Origin of the sequence: Agrobacterium sp. 33MFTa1.1 (genome assembly GCF_004328495.1) — a bacterium.
In the GTDB taxonomy this organism is placed as follows: Bacteria; Pseudomonadota; Alphaproteobacteria; order Rhizobiales; family Rhizobiaceae; genus Agrobacterium; species Agrobacterium pusense.
This window is the reverse complement of the sequence record NZ_CP036359.1, coordinates 1,685,395-1,702,316: the sequence shown is the minus strand read 5'-3', so window position 1 is coordinate 1,702,316 and position 16,922 is coordinate 1,685,395. Positions and strand designations below refer to the sequence as shown.

The window sequence follows — 16,922 nt, the reverse complement described above, 5'->3', positions numbered from 1 at the left end:
CTATCGCGAATGGAAGAGACTGCCTATCGGGGGATGGATAGACAGGTAGAGCCCGGCCACATGCTTCGCTCAACGACGCCGCCGGAAAAGGGCCGGTCGTCGCGGCGGCGCTCGCTCGCCAGCAAGATAACCCTGATTTTCCTGGGCGGGGTGATCTTCGCCTACAGCATCGGCGCGCTTGTGGGCTGGTACATGTTCGTTGCCGCCGCCAGCGAACAGTGGCTCAATCAGGCCCGCGTCAACTCCCAGATTGCCAGCGCCACCCTTCGAAGCATCTACACCTATGTCAGCGTCACAGCGGATGCCGATGGCCAGGTCAACGGCATTTTGACCGACAAGCCTATCGGCGACGATGAATCCATTCTCGTTACGGGCTTCAATCCAAGCGATGTTCTCGCGCTCATAGGCGCCCAGACGAAAAATGCCGTCTGGCTATTCCGCTATGATGACGACGATTCCGGTTTCAGGCAGATCGCAGCCGCTTTCGACAACGCCACAGACGATGATGAAAAACCGCTTGCTACCGACCCGATCTTCGCCAGAGATGCCGTGGCGGCGCGCTTCGCGACGGGGTTTGCAACCATAGGCGACTCCAGCCACTATATCGGCCTGCTGCCGATCATCAGTACGGAGACGAAAAAGCCGATCGGCGCGGTCGCCGTCAGCATCGGTGGTTCGGATGAACTTTATGGTGCGCAGCGCAAACTGATCTACAATTCGCTCATCGCGCTGATCGTGGTGCTGACCGTGACAGGTGTTCTGGTAACGGTCATCGCGCGGCATTTCCTGAAACCCGTACCGGCGCTGGTGCAGGCGACCCTGCGGATCGCCCGCGAGGAAACCGATGTCGCAACCCCCTTTCAGGATCGACGGGATGAAATCGGCGACATGGCAACCGCCATCGAGACGCTGCGCGAAGCCGTTCTGGAGCGCGGACGCCTGCGGCAGATACGCGACATGGCGCAGCAAATGGAGCACATGGCCCATCACGATGCGCTGACCGGGCTTCCAAACCGGGTGCTGCTGATGAAGACGCTGGAAAATCGCCTTGAGCATCTCTCCGCGTCCGGCCAGCTGTTCAATGTCATGCTGCTGGACCTCGACCGTTTCAAGGCCGTTAATGACACGCTCGGGCACGCGGCCGGCGACGCCCTGCTGGTGGCTGTCGCTTCGCGGATCTCCTCCGTCCTCGGAGAAAACGACATGGTGAGCCGCCTGGGCGGCGATGAATTCGCGATCATACAGTCGACAAGCGGCGACTTTGAGAGCGATGCGGCGATGCTGGCAGCGCGGGTGGTGCATGCCGTGTCGCGCAGTTTCGCGCTCGAAGGCAGCGACATCAGCATCGATACCAGCATCGGCATCGCCTGTGCGCCAGGTCACGGCACATCGGCCTCACAGCTGCTGCAACATGCCGATCTCGGCCTTTACCGGGCGAAATCCATGGGTTGCGGCTATTTCGTCTTCTATGAGCCAGGCATGGACATGGCTGCGCAGCACAAGCACGCGCTGGAAATAGACATGAAATCCGCCCTCGAAAACCATGAGTTCGAGCTGCATTACCAACCCGTGGTCAATCTGCAGAGCGGCCGCATCGTCGCCTATGAAGCGCTTGCCCGCTGGCGCCACAGCAAGCTTGGCCTGATCTCTCCGGACCGCTTCATCGCGCTTGCGGAAGAAAACAACTTCATCAGGCCGTTGGGCGAGTGGGTTTTGGCGCAGGCCTGCATGGATGCAATGACCTGGCCGAAGGATATCAAACTTGCCGTCAACCTATCCGCCGTTCAGCTTTGCAATGACGATATCGTCCCCATTGTGGACCGGGCGCTTGAAGCATCCGGGTTCCCGGCGGAACGGCTTGAGCTGGAAGTGACGGAAACGGCCATGCTTGAGCGCGACAGCAGCACCCGCGTCCTAAAAATGCTGAAGGAGAGAGGCGTCCGCCTCGCGCTTGATGATTTCGGCACCGGTTATGCGGGGCTCAGCACGCTCACCCACGTCGCCTTCGACAAGATCAAGATCGACCGCGAATTCGTTTCCGGCCTTCCGACCAATCCCATGTGTTCGGCTATCGTCAACACCGTTATCGACATGGCCGAGCAGATCGGCCTGAAGGTGACCGCCGAGGGGGTGGAAAACGTGGAGCAGGTCGAGGTGCTCAAACTTTCCGGATGCGACGAGGCCCAGGGCTATTATTTCGCCGAGCCTGCACCGCTTGCGCAGGTTCTAAAAAACCGTGCGGTCATCGTCCAAGTGGGAAAAACCGAAATCGCCGATCGAGCCGCGCAGACGGGCCACGATGCCGGACGACCGACACAGGACACCTATTGCCCTTCACAAAAAGCGATTTGAGAAACCGGCCGCCGGCCAAGAGGACATAAATGCGTATTGCAGTCTATTGCCTTTTCCTCACATGCTTTGCCCCCCTCACCCCGCTGCAGGCTGCCGGTGAAGGCGACACGCTTCAGCAGATCGCCAGGACCGCAAAAATCCGCATCGGCTATCGTGAGGCTGAACCCCCCTTTTCCTATCAGCTGCCGAACGGAGAGGTGACCGGTTTCTCAACCGATCTCTGCAGGACGATCAGCGAGGACATTCGCAAGTCCCTGAAACTCGACAAGCTCGACGTCGAATATGTCAAGGCCACGCCCGCCACCCGCTTCATCCTTGTCCGCGGCGGTCAGATCGATATCGAATGCGCAGCCACCACCAATAATAGCGACCGTCGCAGGATCGTGGATTTTTCCTATCCGAATTTCATGACGGCAACACAGTTTCTCTCGCGCAAGCAGGACAATCTGAAAAGCCTCGCCGATCTGGCAGGCAGGTCAGTCACATCCGCCTCCGGAACCGTCAATATTGAGCAGCTCAATGCCGTGAACCGTGAGAAGAACCTCAATATCTCCGTCATGCCGACGAAAACCAATGAGGAAGCCTTCGCCCTCGTCGTTTCCGGCAAGGCTTCGGCTTTCGTGATGGATGGTATCCTGCTGGCGGCGCTGGCGGCGACATCTGAAAATCCGGATCTTTATGCGCTTTCCGAGGAGACGCTGAGCGCACCCGAACCCTATGGGCTGGTCTTCCGTCGCGACGACCCGGCCTTCAAGGCGGTCGTCAACGACAGTCTGAAACGGATTTTCACTGGCCCCGCCATTCATGATCTCTATGAAAAATGGTTCACCAGACCCATTCCGCCAAACGGCATGAATCTGAACCTGCCGATGGCAGCAGCTCTGAGACAGGCCTACGAACAACCGAAAGAATATCGGGATTAAGGTGCTCGCACCCCCGCCTCCATTTTCATGAAAACACGTTTCGACAGATACTTTAGCTGGAGATGCGCGATGCAGAGATCGACATTATGGCTTGCATTAGGAATTTTTAGCCTTTTATCCACTTATGCGGCCGGGCAGGAAGTGCAGCCGCCGACACTCGAGACCATTGCTAGAACCGGTATCATCCGGCTGGGTTATGCCGATCGCAATATCCCCTTTTCGTATCTCGGCACCGGCCCGGAGCCGATCGGCTACAGCATCGAGCTTTGCCTCAAGGTGGTGGATTCCATCAGGGAAAAACTGGATTTGCCGGGACTGAAGGTCGACTTCGTCAAACGCACGCCCAGCAATCGGATCACGCTTCTCAATGACGGCACGATCGACATGGAATGTGTGGCGAGCACGAACACGGAAGAACGGCGCAAGGCCGTATGGTTCTCCTACAGCCACTTCATCACCGGTACGCGATACGTGGCGCTGAAATCGAGCGGCCTGAATACCGTCGCGGATCTTGCCGGGCGTACCGTGGTGGTAACGACGGGAACCATTAATATCAGCCAGTTGAACGTGCTCAATCGCAAACTGGGGCTGAACATCGCCGTGCTGCAAAATGACAGCACCGAAGGCGGTTTCGAGATGGTGACGGAAAACCGTGCTTCGGCTTTCGTCATGGACGATATTCTTCTGCGATCCTTCGTCGCCGAAACAGGCAGGCCTGAGGATTACGCAATTTCAAATGAATATCTTGCGCCACCTCAACCCTACGGCCTGATGCTTCGCCACGGCGATACCGGTTTCAGAGATGCCGTCAACGAGGCCCTGGGTGAAATCTATGCGAGCGGTGAAATCGAGAAAATCTACGAGAAATGGTTCAACGCTCCGATCCCGCCGAACGGGATGAACCTTCAGCGCCCGCTTCCGGACGATCTCGCTGACGCGTTTCGAAATCCCGTGGATACGACCGCGCAATAAAACGCCGCCCCGGTTGGGGCGGCGTCTTTCATGCCTATGTCACGCGGCGCGGAGATCTGCGCCGAGCGGAATTTCGACGTCGATCTCGAGAATCGAGAAATGTTCGTCGCGATCCATCTTCACGTGCACACGGTCGCCGTCGATCTGTACATGCTTGGCAATGACGCCGAGAATTTCTTCCCGCAGGATGGCGACAAGATCAGAGCCCGATGAGGCCCGCTCATGGGCGAGCAGCACTTGCAGGCGCTCACGCGCAAGCGGTGCCGACTTCTGTTTGCGAAAAAGATTGAAGAGACTCATGCAGCCCTCCTTGCGAAGATCTTGGAGAAGATGCCACGCTTTTCGCCCGGAATAACCACCGGAATATCTTCCCCCGATAGGCGGCGGGCAGCGTCGAAATAGGCCATGGCCGGCGCGCAACGGGCATCTGCGAGCGTGACCGGCGCACCGACGTTGGAGGCGCGCAGCACATCCGAACTCTCGGGAATGATGCCAATCAACGGGATCGACAGGATTTCGAGAACGTCGTCGACCTTCAGCATATCACCCCGCTCCGCACGCGCAGAATCATAGCGGGTAATGAGAAGGTGTTTTTCCATGCGCTCGCCGCGCTCGGCCTTCAGCGTCTTTGAATCGAGCAGGCCGATGATGCGGTCGCTGTCGCGCACCGAGGAGACCTCAGGATTGGTAACGACCACAGCCACATCTGCATGGCGCATGGCCAGCGTCGCGCCGCGCTCGATGCCGGCGGGGCTGTCGCAGATCACCCAGTCGAAGTGCTTCTTCAACTCGTTGATAACCCATTCGACACCTTCCGGCGTCAGATTGTCCTTGTCCCGCGTCTGCGAGGCGGGCAGCAGGAACAGCGTCTCCAGGCGCTTGTCGCGGATCAGGGCCTGCGTCAGCTTGGCATCGCCCTGAATAACGTTGACGAGATCGTAGACCACGCGGCGTTCAGCACCCATGACGAGATCGAGGTTGCGCAGACCGACATCGAAATCGACGACTACGACCTTCTCTTTATTCTGCGCCAATGCGGCGCCAAGCGCTGCGGTCGAGGTGGTCTTGCCGACCCCGCCCTTGCCGGAAGTTACAACGACTACCTTCCCCATATGGCTCTCTCCTGTTCGTGCGTGTTTATCTGTTATCAGCCGAGTTTTGCGGCCTTGATCGTATCGTCTTCCAGCCAGAGCTGAACGGGTTGCCCGCGCAGCTTGTCGTCAATGTCCTCAGCCACCTTGTAGACGCCGTCGATTGCCAGAAGCTCGGCCTCCAGCTTGCGGCAGAAGATGCGCGCAGAGACATTGCCGAGCGAACCGGCCATGGCCCGCCCGCGCAGCGCGCCATAAACATGGATCGAACCGCCAGCGATGATCTCCGCTCCCGAGGCGACCGAGCCGATGACGGTCACGTCACCTTCGGGAAACATGATCGACTGGCCGGAGCGCACGGGCTCGTTGATGACGAGCGACTGCACGACGGCGCGGATTTCACCCGATGTACGGGGCTTCTCCTCCGGCAATTCGGCAACCACGGCGACCGGCTCGACCTCGACATCGGAAGCCGGCTTTCCGCCCTTCAGCGATGGGGGCATGCCCGGCTCGATCATCGAGGGACGAACGCCCTCGATGCCCATGATGCCGACATTGCGCTCCCTGAGCGCCGCCAGCAGTTCCTTCAGACCCGCCTTGTCGAGCGACAGTTCCGAAACATCGAGGACCACCGGCCGCGACAGGAAGAAGCCCGCCGAACGCGCCGCGAGATCATCGAGCCTTTCCAGCCATTGATCGACCGGAGCTTCGGGGGACAGGACGACTGCGAGGAAGGAGCGGCCTTTGATGCGGATGGAACGCTGGTCTGTTAGCACTTTGGTCATCTTGGTAAACAAATCGTTGACAATTAGGTACCTCGAATATGGTTAACAAATGGTTAACGCCACCCTCAAGAGAGGGAAATCGTTAAGAAAATTCCGCTTTCGAAACTCTTATGCAGAACCTTCAAAAACATCTGTTATCCCTTTGAATCTGGGCCATTCCCTGACATATGAAGACAAAGGATAACAGCGCATCCTTGCTGCAGGCTGACTCCGGGTGTGGCTCTGTTCACCGCCGCCTTGCCTGCCGACGACCTCGACTCGCGTGAGTCTGACCGCGTCCGATTCCGGGACAACATCTCCCACCCGCGGCAGATGACCATCGGCCCTTGGCGGCTGAAAAACGATTCCGTTATGCCTGACAATACTGTAGAGACAGGCGAGGCCGACAGTTCAACGGAAGAATGAGATGCACAGCAAAGTCCCGCCGCAAAACCAGATTTTTTCGCAACAGTTTGCGGCCTTCCTGTTCGACATGGATGGCACACTCGTCAATTCGATCGCCGTCGTCGAGCGCGTATGGCGGGAGTGGGCAGTGGCGAATGGCATCGAGCCGAATGCCTTCCTGCAGCGCATTCACGGCATGCGAGCCTCGGAAGTTATCCGCCGTGAGGCCATTCCGGGTCTCGACGTGGATGAGCAGGCTGAAATGATCCTTCGTGCAGAGATGGATGATGTGGATGGCATTGTTCAGATACCGGGCGCCGGCGCTTTCCTGCAGTCGCTGCCGGCGGGCAAGTGGGCTATCGTGACGTCGGCCGTACGCGAACTGGCTGAACGCCGGCTCGCTGCGGCGGGCATTGCACCGCCGCCTGTCATGATCTGTGCGGAAGACGTGGTGAACGGCAAACCCGATCCTGAAGGCTATCGAAAAGCGGCCGAAAAGCTCGGCGTATCACCGCAAGACTGCATCGTCTTCGAGGACGCCCCCGCCGGCATCCAGGCGGGGGAAAACATGGGAGCGTCAGTGGTGGTCATCAACGCCACCCATTCGCATCCTATCGAAACGCCACACCTTTCCATTGGCGGCTATGGTGAGGTGAATGTAATTATCGACGGCAAAGACGGCCTGAAGCTGGCGATGGGCAGGGGCTGAAAAGCCTGCCCGCAAAGGGAAAGAAGCGATCGCTTGCCAGCCGATGTCGCGAACTGCTGGCAAGCCATCGCGCCCCGACATCATCCAAAACATTGAGAGAGGCAAAGTTTGCGACTTTGCCGTCGTTCTCCACCGAGGGAATCCGGCTGCCCGGCCAGCTCGCGGCCAGAATGAGGAAATGGCGGAACCCCCGGGAGCCAGAGCCCCGGGGAGCGTGACAATACCGCCCCGCTGAGCCTCCTGACGACCTCCGTATATTTTTCATTAACGTCTAATTGACAGCGTCGCCCAAATGCGCCCTAATGAAATTGGTAAGACAATCTTACCGCTTGCGCGATTGGGGGAGACTTTCGCGCTGGGAGGACATCATGTTTGTGGCTCTTGAGCCGCGCCGCCTTTACCGGCTGGTTGCGGAACAAATTCGCTTGCTCATCGAAAGCGGGGAACTGACGGACGGTCAGCGCCTGCCGGCGGAACGCGACCTTGCGGAACGCTTCGGCGTATCACGCCCCACGGTGCGGGAAGCGCTTATCGTTCTTGAAGTGGAAGGCCATATCCATATTCGCATGGGTTCGGGCGTCTATGTAAACGCAACCGGCAAACAGGGGAAAGAAAAGCCAACAGTGCCGGATGCGCATGGGCCTTTCGAAATCCTGCAGGCGCGTTGCATCATCGAAAGCGCTATCGCGGAGGAAGCCGCACGGCTCGCCACGCCGGAATGCATCGTCAAACTTGATGACATCATCGAGCGCATGGCCGGCGCACTCGACAATTCACCGCAGGCGCTCAATCTCGACCGGGCGTTTCACACCGCCATCGCCGACATCATCGGCAACTCGGCGCTTAACCGCTTTACCGGCCTGATCTATGACGAGCGCAGCCTGTCACCCTTTTTCGAAAAGCTCGCCAGCTATTTCGAAGGTCCGCACACCTGGAACCTCGCCGTGCAGGAACACCGGGTTATCCGCGACGCCATTGCCGCCAACGATCCGGAAGGTGCCCGGGAGGCGATGCGGCAGCATCTGACGCTGTCGCAGAAGAGATTTTCCGAAAGTTTCGGGGAGGAAACGCTCGGAGAAGAATAACCGCCGCCGCAACCGGCGACGGGAAAAACGGAAATCTGGCTTTAATTCGGGAGGAGTTAAGAATGAAAATCAGATTGTCGACTTTGATGGGCGCAACAGCGGCCATCCTGCTCTCGGCGCTTGCGGCGCAGGCGCAGACCGCACTGAAATGGGCACATGTCTACGAGACCTCAGAGCCGTTCCATACGGATTCGGTCTGGGCCGCGGAAGAGATCGCCAAGCGCACCGATGGCCGCTACAAGATCGATGTCTTTCCGGCCTCGCAGCTCGGCAAGGAAGCCGATATCAATCAGGGCCTGAAGATCGGCACGGTTGATATCATCATTTCCGGGTCGAGCTTTGCCGCGCGTGACTTCAAGCCGATCGGCGTCACCTATTTCCCTTACATCTTCCGCGATCCGAGCCATCTGATCGCCTATACCAAAAGCGATATCTTCAAGCGGCTCGCCAAGGGTTACGAAGACAAGACCGGCAACCATATCGCTGCCGTCAGCTATTACGGCACACGCCACACAACATCGAACAAGCCGATTGCCACCTGCGCCGACATGGGCGGGCTGAAAATGCGCGTCCCTGATGTTCCGGCCTACCTCGCCATGCCGCGCGCCTGCGGCGCCAACACGACCCCAATTGCATTTGCGGAAGTCTATCTGGCGCTCCAGAATGGCACCGTCGATGCGCAGGAAAACCCGCTCACCACCATCGAGGCGAAGAAGTTCTTCGAAGTGCAGAAGAACATCGTCCTGACAGGCCACATCGTCGACCACCTCAATACAGTGATATCGAAGAACCTGTGGTCCGAGCTGTCAGATGAAGACAAAAAAATCTTCACCGAAGTCATGCAGCAGGCTGCCGAGCGCACCACCAAGACCATCGAAGGCCGCGAGAAAAGCCTCGTCGAGGACTTCAAGAAGCGCGGCCTGACCGTCGCCGAAGTCGACAAGGCCGACTTCGAGAAGAACGTCCTCGAAAAAGTGAAGTTCGAGGACTTCGGTTACGACAAGGCCGACTGGGAAGCCATTCGCGCCGTCAAGTGAAGCAAGATCCGGTGCGGCCCTCTTGCCGCACCGCCCTTTCTCTCCAGACGGGATATCTCAATGTCGCAGGAAATTCATACTCAGGTCACGCCTGAGGAACTCGCCCATACGTTCGACGAGGCGCCGCCGGAGGTCGATCTCAAGGTTTATTCATTCGAAGACTGGGTCACGCTTGGCCTCTTCTGGCTGATGACAGGTTGCGTGTTCCTCCAGTTCTTCACCCGCTACGTGCTCAATGACAGCTACGCCTGGACGGAAGAAATCGCCGTCAACTGCCTGATCGGCGTCGTCTTTTTAGGTTCGGTCATGTGCGTGCGCATGTCGCGCCACATCCAGGTGGATGTGCTTTATCACTACGTGCCGCCGCAGGTGGCCCGCGCCATGTCGATCCTCGTCGATGTGCTGCGGATCCTGTTCTTCGCCTACACCTCTTGGCTGATGTGGCGCTACATGGAAATCGTCGCGGATGAGGAGATGGTCACCGTCGCCCTGCCGCGCAACATCGTTTTCTACACGGTTCTGGCGGCATTTGTCTTGATGTTCTTCCGGTCGGTGCAGGTGTTCATCGCCAATATGCAGCGCGGTTATTCCGTTCTGGAGCGGCCCGAAGAATTCCAGAGCGCGGAGGATTGATCAGATGCTTCTTCTTATCGGCTCATTTCTTCTGTTGATGCTGATCGGCCTACCTGTCGCCATTTCCATGGCCTCGGCTTCTCTGCTGTACATCGTGTTTTACAATGTCGCGCCCGATATCATCGCGGCGCAGCGCCTTATCGCAGGTGTGGAAAGCTTTCCGCTTCTCGCCGTCCCCTTCTTCATCCTTGCCGGCAACCTGATGAATACGGCAGGTGTAACCGGGCGTATCTATTCCTTCGCCGTCGCGCTCGTCGGCTGGATGAAGGGTGGTCTCGCACAGGTCAACATCATCGGTTCGGTGATCTTTTCCGGCATGTCGGGGACCGCGCTTGCCGATGCGGCCGGTATCGGCACCATCGAGATCAAGGCCATGAAGGACCACGGTTATCCGGTCGAAGCGGCCGTCGGCGTCACCGCCGCCTCCGCAACGCTCGGGCCGATCTTCCCGCCATCGCTGCCCTTCGTCATCTACGGCATGATGGCCAATGTCTCGATCGGCGCATTGTTCATGGCCGGCATCATTCCCGGCGTCGTCATGACGCTTTTGATGATGATCACGGTCGCGGTCTTCGCCTATATCAAGGGCTGGGGCTCCGATACACCGTTCAGCCTCAGAACGATCTTCGGCGCATCGATTGAAGTCTTCGTGGTGATGATGGTGCCGCTCGGCATCTATATCCTCACGGCGCTCGGTCTTTCCCTCAACCTGTCGATCCTGATCGTGCTGGTCATCCTGCTCGCCTGCGACTGGTATTTCGACTTCTCCGCCGTGATGGCGCTGATGACGCCCGTGATCCTGATCGGCGGCATGACCATGGGCTGGTTCACACCGACGGAAGCAGCCGTCGCGGCCGTTCTGTGGTCACTGTTCCTCGGCCTCGTCCGCTATCGCACGATGACCTTCAAGACGCTGGCGAAATCGACCTTCGACACGATCGAAACCACCGCATCGGTGCTCTTCATCGTCGCGGCGGCCTCGGTCTTCGCATGGCTTCTGACCGTCAGCCAGGCAGCGCAGCTTCTGTCGGCGGCGATCCTGACGATCACGGACAGCAAGTGGATTTTCCTTGTGCTGGTCAATCTCCTGATGCTGTTCGTGGGCTGCTTCCTCGATACGATTGCGGCCATCACCATCCTCGTGCCGATCCTTCTGCCGCTCGTGCTGCAGTTTCATATCGATCCGGTGCATTTCGGCCTCATCATCACGCTCAACCTGATGATCGGTCTGCTGCATCCGCCGCTCGGCATGGTGCTGTTCGTGCTCTCGCGCGTGGCGAAACTCTCCGTCGAACGCACGACCATGGCCATCCTGCCCTGGCTGGTGCCGCTATTCGTGGCGCTGCTGCTGATCACCTTCATTCCGGCAATCACCCTGTGGCTGCCGACCGAGATGGGCCTGATCCGCTGACGAGGCACCCTGCCCGCGCGGTTCGCCGCGCGGGGTCATCATTCCATATCAAGACATGAGGGCATGGTCATGCAGACACGCGTGGCACGTCTATACGGCGAAAAGGACATTCGCGTCGAAACAGAGGATCTCGCTGAGCCGGGACCCGGCGAGGTGCTGCTCGCAATGGCAGCGGGCGGCATCTGCGGCTCCGATCTTCATTATTATCAGGATGGCGGTTTTGGCCCGGTCAGGGTGCGCGAACCGATCATCTCCGGGCATGAGGCATCCGGCCATGTGCGGGCGCTGGGGGAAGACGTCAGCGGGCTCGCCATCGGCCAGCTCGTCGCCGTCAATCCCTCGCAACCCTGCGGCCATTGCCAGTTCTGCCTGAATGGCCAGCCGATCCATTGCCTCGACATGCGCTTCATGGGCAGCGCCATGCGCCTGCCGCACGAACAGGGCATGTTCCGCGACCGGCTGGTGGTTCCGGCCAAACAATGTGCGCCATTTCCCGCCGATACCTCAGCTGCTGAAGCGGCCTGCACCGAGCCGCTTGCAGTCTGTCTGCATGCCGTCGCCCAGGCTGGCGATCTCACCGGCGCTAAGGTGCTGGTGACGGGAGCCGGCCCAATCGGCCTCTTGACCATCGCCGCCGCCCGCCATGCGGGCGCAGGTATCATCGTCGCAACCGATCTGACCGATGCGGCGCTGGAACGCGCACCAGCCATGGGTGCGGACCGCACGATCAATGTCGCAAAGGACGCCGAGGCGCTTTTGCCCTACCAGGATGACAAGGGATATTTCGACGTCATTTTCGATTGCTCCGCGGCAGGCCCCGCGCTCCGCACCGCCTTTGCCTGCGTGCGCCCGCGCGGCACCATCGTACAGGTGGGCGTAACCGGTGACATTACCATTCCGCTCAATGCGCTGGTTGGCAAAGAAATCCTCTGGCGCGGTTCGCAGCGCTTTCATGATGAATTCGCCATCGCCGCCGGGCTGATCTCAACGCGCAAGATCGATGTGCGGCCGATCATTTCCCACAGCTTCCCGCTTGATGAGGCGAAGGCCGCATTCGAGCAGGCCGGAGACCGCTCCACCGCCTGCAAGGTGCAACTGACTTTTTCCGCAGACGGAATTTTTGAGGACGAAAGATGAGACATACATGGCGCTGGTTCGGCCCGGTCGACAAGGTCACGGTTCAGGATGCGGCTCAGGCAGGCGCAGAAGGCATTGTCAGCGCGTTGCACCACATCGCCACCGGCGATGTCTGGCCGGTGGACGAAATAACCAGGCGGCATGAGGCCATCAAGGCCGGCGGGCTTTATTGGGACGTGGTGGAAAGCGTGCCCGTCTCCGAGGACATCAAGACCCAGACGGGCGACTGGAAAACCCATATCGCCAACTGGCAGGAAACGCTGCGCCGCCTCTCGGCGTCAGGCATCCGCACCGTCTGTTACAACTTCATGCCCGTGCTGGACTGGACCCGCACCGACCTGCGCTGGGAAACGAAACACGGCGCGAAAGCGATGCGCTTCGACCTTACCGATTTCGCTGCCTTTGATATTCACATTCTCAAGCGCCCGGCCGCGACGCGGGATTATCCTGACTGGTTGCTGGAGGATGCGGCAAAGCGGTTCACCGGGATGCCCGACACAAAAATCATCGCGCTATCGCGCAATATCGGCGCTGGCCTGCCCGGCTCGGCAGATGGCTATACCCTGCCGGAACTCATCGAAAAGCTGCGTTCCTACCATGGCGTTAATCGCGAAAGGCTGCAGCGGAACCTGATCGACTTTCTCTCCGAGGTGACGCCGGTTGCCGAAGACGTCGGCATCAACATCTGCGCCCATGGCGATGATCCGCCCTGGCCGCTTCTCGGCCTGCCGCGTATTCTCTCAACGGAGGCGGACTACGCCCATATGCTCTCGCAGGTCGACAGCCGCGCCAACGGCGTCACGCTCTGCACCGGCTCTCTCGGTGCGCGCGCGGATAACGACCTGCCCTTCATTGCCAGCCGTTTTGCCGATCGAATCCATTTCGTGCATCTGCGCAACGTGACGCGCGACACGGACACCGTGCCCTGCTCCTTCTTCGAGGACGAACATCTGGAAGGCGGAACCGACATGGTCGCCGTCATTGCCGCCCTCATCACCGAAGAAGCCCGCCGGCGAGCGGAGGGCCGTGAAGACCACACCATTCCGATGCGGCCGGATCACGGGCAGGAAATTCTCGACGACGTCACGCGCGGCGCCCAGCCCGGTTACCCCGCCATCGGGCGATTGAAGGGATTGGCTGAGCTGCGCGGCATCGAGCGTACGCTGTCACACAGCCACTTCGGTCTCGCGAATGGGAATGGCTAATCGGAAATCTGACCGCAGGGGATGTGTCAGCCTGCGGCCATCTTCGCCCGAAACATGAGGTAGGAATAGGCGGCCAATCCGCCGGCAACAGCCCCAACGGCCTTCACGGCTGCGTCGGTCAGATGCGGATGGCGTGTCGGCGACAGGAATTGCAGCGCCTCGATGCCAAAAGCCGCAACAATGCCCGCGACGATGATGGCAAGCCAGTAACGCGGATAGGCGAGCACGAAGGCGGTCGAACAGAGGGCGAAGGCACCTGCGCGGTCGATGCCGACCGTCGTCAATGTGTGGGGCCTCAGCCCAATGGGGCTGACAGTCACGATTACAATCAGCAGAAGAAGCGACCAGGCAACATATTTCGGAAATCTGTTTGTCATCATGGCGTCACATTAGAGCGTCGTGTGCGTAAACGGAAGCAGGTCTTTTTCACGCTTCGCCCAATTAATCACACTTTTTGGTCAGATAGTTGAAAAACCGGCTTTCGCTCAGGCCCTACAAGGGCTAAGGCAGAAGGCAACCGGGCGAGGATCGCGGCTGATGGCGCTTGCGCTGTCGCCTTTCGGTGCAACGTCACGGTGTCGGGTGGGTTTTCCACACAGGATCAGTTTTCAGGGAAGAGCACAATGAGTTTCAAGCCGCACGGCAAACATCTGGTTGCAGGAGAATGGGTCGCAACGGAAGCAAAATTCCGCAGCGAGCCTGCACATGGCGAAGCTTTCGATTTTTCGGTCGGCACCGTCGATCTGGTGAATGCCGCCTGTGAGGCAGCTGAAGAAGCCTTCTGGAGCTACGGTTACACCACCCGCGAAGAGCGCGCCGCATTCCTCGACACCATCGCCGATGAGATCGAAGCCCGCGCCGACGCCATCACCGAAATCGGTTCCTCCGAAACCGGCCTGCCCGCTGCCCGTTTGCAGGGCGAACGCGGCCGCACCGTCGGTCAGCTCCGCCTGTTTGCCTCGCATATCCGCAAGGGCGACTATCTCGATCGTCGCCACGACGAAGCACTGCCGGATCGCCAGCCGCTGCCGCGCCCGGATATCCGCCTGATGCAGCGTCCGATCGGCCCTGTCGCCGTTTTCGGCGCGTCGAACTTCCCGCTCGCCTTCTCCACGGCCGGTGGTGACACCGCTGCGGCTCTGGCTGCCGGTTGCCCTGTTGTCGTCAAGGGTCACTCCGCCCATCCCGGCACCGGTGAAATCGTTGCCGAAGCGGTTCTTGCCGCCGTCAAGAAGCACAATCTGCATCCCGGCGTCTTCTCGCTGATCCAGGGCGGCCGCCGCGATGTCGGTTCCGCGCTCGTGCAGCATCCGCGCATCAAGGCGGTCGGCTTCACCGGTTCGCTCGCTGGCGGTCGTGCGCTGTTCGATCTCTGCGCTCAGCGCCCCGAGCCGATCCCCTTCTTCGGCGAACTGGGTTCGGTCAACCCGATGTTCCTGCTGCCGGAAGCCGTTGCCGCCCGTGGTGAAGCCATCGCCAAGGGCTGGGCCGGTTCGCTCACCATGGGTGCGGGCCAGTTCTGCACCAACCCCGGCATCGCCGTCATCCTCTCCGAGCAGGCGGATGCGGTTGCTGAAACCGCACGTGCGGCCCTGTCGGAAGTCGGTCCTCAGGTCATGCTGACCGACGGCATCGCCGCTGCCTATCGTGATGGCCGTGATCGTATCGCTGCCGGCAACGGCGTGCGCGACGTGCTGACCACCACCTGCAACCTGCGCAATGCAACGCCGTATCTCTATCGGGTCGCAGGCAAGGACTGGGTTGCCAACCATGCGCTTGCTGAAGAAGTCTTCGGACCCCTTGGCCTGATCGTGACTGTTGATAGCACCGAAGAAATGCTTGAGGTTGCCAAGAGCTTCGAAGGCCAGCTGACGGCAACCATGCATCTCGATGCAGGCGACGCCGAACTCGCCCGCAAGCTGCTGCCGATCCTGGAACGCAAGGCGGGCCGCGTGCTCGCCAACGGTTTCCCGACCGGCGTGGAAGTTTCCGAAGCCATGGTTCACGGTGGCCCCTACCCGGCCTCCACGAACTTCGGCGCAACCTCTGTCGGCACCATGTCGATCCGCCGCTTCATGCGCCCGGTTTCCTATCAGAATATTCCCTCGGACGTTCTGCCGGAAGACATTCGCTAATCAAAAAGGGGGAGACGCTCAAGCGCCTCCCCCTATCATCGTTCGGCCCGACAAGCTCAGGCCGACTGGATCGCCTCGATCTTCTCGATACCCCCGACGATGCCGGCGAAATCCTGCCAGACGCCCTGAGCGCCCTTGCGCCATTCATCCAGCGCTTCCGGCTGCAGCACCTTGCCACCCTTGGACAGCGCAAGCTCAATGGACTTCGTTTCATCTTCAACGATCAGCTGGTTGAAGTACTTCGCGCCTTCGCTGGAAGCCTCCGACAGCACCTTCTTTTCTTCGTCGTCCAGCTGGTTCCAGAAAGTCGCACCGTAATAAACGACGCCTGAGGCCCAGATGTGACCGGTTTCGGTCAGATAGGGCACGACCTCGTAAAGCTTGAAGCCGGCATAGGCGGATTTGGTGAGGTCCATGGCGTCGGCCACGCCTGTCGCCAGCGCATTATAGGTCTCTGTGATCGGGATACCGACCGGCGTGGTGCCAAAGGCGCTCCACAGCTTGGTGTGCAGCGGGCTCTGGATGACGCGGATCTTCTTGCCTTCCAGCTGCTCGGGGCGTGTTACCGGTTCCTTAGTCAGCAGATGGCGCGCGCCGTAATTGATGAAATCGGCAGCGATGAATTGCTGGGCGGCAAGCTTCGTCTTCAACTCGTTGCCAGTCTCGCCGGTTACCACCTTGCGCACGTGCTCCCCATCACGGAACAGGAAGGGCAGATCGAGGATCTGCAATACCGGCACCCAGCCTGAAAGCGAGGAAACGGTTGAAAGACTGGCCTGAACCGATCCCAGCCGAATATTCTCCGCCACTTCCTTTTCGCCGCCCAGCGCACCGCTCTTTACGATATTGAACCGGAAGCGACCGGGCAGCTTCGCTTCCATCAGTTCACTGATCTTCACCCAGATTTTCGTCTCCGGCTTGTCGTCAGCGAAAAGCGACGCAACGGTGAGGCTGCGGGTTCTGGCACTAGCCGTGCGCACGAAGGCCGGTGCGGCGAGCGTTGCCGCGCCGAGAGCGGAGAGTTTGAGGAGATGACGACGGTCGATAATAGTCATGAATAAAG

At 59.6% G+C, this 16,922-nt stretch carries 16 protein-coding genes; 11 read left to right on the top strand and 5 right to left on the bottom strand.

The window, feature by feature from the left end:
* The first annotated feature begins 9 nt into the window (after positions 1 to 9).
* The 3 genes from EYD00_RS21595 to EYD00_RS21585 all read left to right on the top strand — a co-directional run bounded on the left by EYD00_RS21595 (position 10) and on the right by EYD00_RS21585 (position 4,247).
* Positions 10 to 2,352, top strand: a complete 2,343-nt coding sequence (locus tag EYD00_RS21595; protein ID WP_034498165.1) for a sensor domain-containing phosphodiesterase — start codon at positions 10 to 12, stop codon at positions 2,350 to 2,352.
* A 29-nt stretch (positions 2,353 to 2,381) separates the two neighbouring features.
* On the top strand, positions 2,382 to 3,275 hold the full coding sequence (locus tag EYD00_RS21590) for an amino acid ABC transporter substrate-binding protein (protein WP_006697233.1): 894 nt from the start codon (positions 2,382 to 2,384) through the stop codon (positions 3,273 to 3,275).
* 69 nt (positions 3,276 to 3,344) lie between these two features.
* The gene (locus tag EYD00_RS21585; protein ID WP_034498166.1) at positions 3,345 to 4,247 is read left to right on the top strand and encodes an amino acid ABC transporter substrate-binding protein; all 903 of its coding nucleotides are present in this window, start codon (positions 3,345 to 3,347) and stop codon (positions 4,245 to 4,247) included.
* 39 nt (positions 4,248 to 4,286) lie between these two features.
* Here EYD00_RS21585 and minE read toward each other — a convergent pair whose 3' ends face one another.
* From minE to minC, 3 genes are read right to left on the bottom strand one after another with little or no spacing between them, the layout of a single operon-like run.
* Positions 4,287 to 4,547: a cell division topological specificity factor MinE gene (minE, locus tag EYD00_RS21580; protein WP_004438814.1), complete on the bottom strand. Its 261-nt coding sequence runs from the start codon at positions 4,545 to 4,547 to the stop codon at positions 4,287 to 4,289.
* Complete coding sequence (gene minD, locus EYD00_RS21575; protein ID WP_004438810.1) at positions 4,544 to 5,359, bottom strand: septum site-determining protein MinD; 816 nt, start codon at positions 5,357 to 5,359, stop codon at positions 4,544 to 4,546. The genes minE and minD overlap by 4 nt, the downstream gene beginning before the upstream one ends.
* 35 nt (positions 5,360 to 5,394) lie before the next feature.
* Positions 5,395 to 6,123, bottom strand: a complete 729-nt coding sequence (gene minC, locus EYD00_RS21570) for a septum site-determining protein MinC (protein ID WP_034498167.1) — start codon at positions 6,121 to 6,123, stop codon at positions 5,395 to 5,397.
* A gap of 406 nt (positions 6,124 to 6,529) precedes the next feature.
* Between minC and EYD00_RS21565 the strand changes: the two genes are divergently transcribed.
* The 7 genes from EYD00_RS21565 to uxuA all read left to right on the top strand — a co-directional run bounded on the left by EYD00_RS21565 (position 6,530) and on the right by uxuA (position 13,724).
* Positions 6,530 to 7,216, top strand: coding sequence for an HAD family hydrolase (locus EYD00_RS21565; RefSeq protein ID WP_034498170.1), 687 nt, complete (start codon positions 6,530 to 6,532; stop codon positions 7,214 to 7,216).
* Between the two features lie 368 nt (positions 7,217 to 7,584).
* A complete protein-coding gene (locus EYD00_RS21560; RefSeq protein ID WP_004438798.1) occupies positions 7,585 to 8,301 on the top strand; it encodes a FadR/GntR family transcriptional regulator in 717 nt (238 codons plus the stop codon).
* A gap of 62 nt (positions 8,302 to 8,363) precedes the next feature.
* Positions 8,364 to 9,338 (top strand): sialic acid TRAP transporter substrate-binding protein SiaP, encoded by a 975-nt coding sequence (locus EYD00_RS21555; RefSeq protein ID WP_034498172.1) that lies wholly within the window; start codon positions 8,364 to 8,366, stop codon positions 9,336 to 9,338.
* A gap of 60 nt (positions 9,339 to 9,398) precedes the next feature.
* Positions 9,399 to 9,971: a TRAP transporter small permease gene (locus tag EYD00_RS21550; RefSeq protein ID WP_034498174.1), complete on the top strand. Its 573-nt coding sequence runs from the start codon at positions 9,399 to 9,401 to the stop codon at positions 9,969 to 9,971.
* Positions 9,972 to 9,975: 4 nt separating this feature from the next.
* A complete protein-coding gene (locus EYD00_RS21545) occupies positions 9,976 to 11,382 on the top strand; it encodes a TRAP transporter large permease (RefSeq protein WP_034498176.1) in 1,407 nt (468 codons plus the stop codon).
* A 69-nt stretch (positions 11,383 to 11,451) separates the two neighbouring features.
* Positions 11,452 to 12,519, top strand: a complete 1,068-nt coding sequence (locus tag EYD00_RS21540; RefSeq protein ID WP_034498538.1) for an L-idonate 5-dehydrogenase — start codon at positions 11,452 to 11,454, stop codon at positions 12,517 to 12,519.
* Entirely contained in the window at positions 12,516 to 13,724 is a 1,209-nt protein-coding gene (gene uxuA, locus EYD00_RS21535; RefSeq protein WP_034498178.1) for a mannonate dehydratase, read from the top strand. Before EYD00_RS21540 ends, uxuA begins: the two co-directional genes overlap by 4 nt.
* 26 nt (positions 13,725 to 13,750) lie before the next feature.
* On the opposite strand, the gene EYD00_RS21530 is transcribed toward uxuA, so the two are convergent.
* A complete protein-coding gene (locus EYD00_RS21530; protein WP_034498180.1) occupies positions 13,751 to 14,104 on the bottom strand; it encodes an antibiotic resistance protein VanZ in 354 nt (117 codons plus the stop codon).
* 243 nt (positions 14,105 to 14,347) lie between these two features.
* Here EYD00_RS21530 and EYD00_RS21525 point away from each other — a divergent pair, with 243 nt between their 5' ends.
* Positions 14,348 to 15,859, top strand: a complete 1,512-nt coding sequence (locus EYD00_RS21525) for an aldehyde dehydrogenase (NADP(+)) (protein WP_034498182.1) — start codon at positions 14,348 to 14,350, stop codon at positions 15,857 to 15,859.
* Between the two features lie 56 nt (positions 15,860 to 15,915).
* Here the strand turns inward: EYD00_RS21525 and EYD00_RS21520 are convergent, their stop codons facing one another.
* Positions 15,916 to 16,914 carry a TRAP transporter substrate-binding protein gene (locus EYD00_RS21520; protein WP_034498184.1) on the bottom strand — a complete coding sequence of 333 codons (999 nt, stop codon included), beginning with the start codon at positions 16,912 to 16,914 and terminating at the stop codon, positions 15,916 to 15,918.
* Between the last annotated feature and the right edge of the window lie 8 nt (positions 16,915 to 16,922).

Bases quoted from the DNA above. Each gene is read 5' to 3' on its own strand.
- EYD00_RS21595 (WP_034498165.1), top strand. From the start codon at position 10: ATGGAAGAGACTGCCTATCGGGGGATGGATAGACAGGTAGAGCCCGGC.
- EYD00_RS21590 (WP_006697233.1), top strand. From the start codon at position 2,382: ATGCGTATTGCAGTCTATTGCCTTTTCCTCACATGCTTTGCCCCCCTC.
- EYD00_RS21585 (WP_034498166.1), top strand. From the start codon at position 3,345: ATGCAGAGATCGACATTATGGCTTGCATTAGGAATTTTTAGCCTTTTA.
- minE (WP_004438814.1), bottom strand. From the start codon at position 4,547: ATGAGTCTCTTCAATCTTTTTCGCAAACAGAAGTCGGCACCGCTTGCG.
- minD (WP_004438810.1), bottom strand. From the start codon at position 5,359: ATGGGGAAGGTAGTCGTTGTAACTTCCGGCAAGGGCGGGGTCGGCAAG.
- minC (WP_034498167.1), bottom strand. From the start codon at position 6,123: ATGACCAAAGTGCTAACAGACCAGCGTTCCATCCGCATCAAAGGCCGC.
- EYD00_RS21565 (WP_034498170.1), top strand. From the start codon at position 6,530: ATGCACAGCAAAGTCCCGCCGCAAAACCAGATTTTTTCGCAACAGTTT.
- EYD00_RS21560 (WP_004438798.1), top strand. From the start codon at position 7,585: ATGTTTGTGGCTCTTGAGCCGCGCCGCCTTTACCGGCTGGTTGCGGAA.
- EYD00_RS21555 (WP_034498172.1), top strand. From the start codon at position 8,364: ATGAAAATCAGATTGTCGACTTTGATGGGCGCAACAGCGGCCATCCTG.
- EYD00_RS21550 (WP_034498174.1), top strand. From the start codon at position 9,399: ATGTCGCAGGAAATTCATACTCAGGTCACGCCTGAGGAACTCGCCCAT.
- EYD00_RS21545 (WP_034498176.1), top strand. From the start codon at position 9,976: ATGCTTCTTCTTATCGGCTCATTTCTTCTGTTGATGCTGATCGGCCTA.
- EYD00_RS21540 (WP_034498538.1), top strand. From the start codon at position 11,452: ATGCAGACACGCGTGGCACGTCTATACGGCGAAAAGGACATTCGCGTC.
- uxuA (WP_034498178.1), top strand. From the start codon at position 12,516: ATGAGACATACATGGCGCTGGTTCGGCCCGGTCGACAAGGTCACGGTT.
- EYD00_RS21530 (WP_034498180.1), bottom strand. From the start codon at position 14,104: ATGATGACAAACAGATTTCCGAAATATGTTGCCTGGTCGCTTCTTCTG.
- EYD00_RS21525 (WP_034498182.1), top strand. From the start codon at position 14,348: ATGAGTTTCAAGCCGCACGGCAAACATCTGGTTGCAGGAGAATGGGTC.
- EYD00_RS21520 (WP_034498184.1), bottom strand. From the start codon at position 16,914: ATGACTATTATCGACCGTCGTCATCTCCTCAAACTCTCCGCTCTCGGC.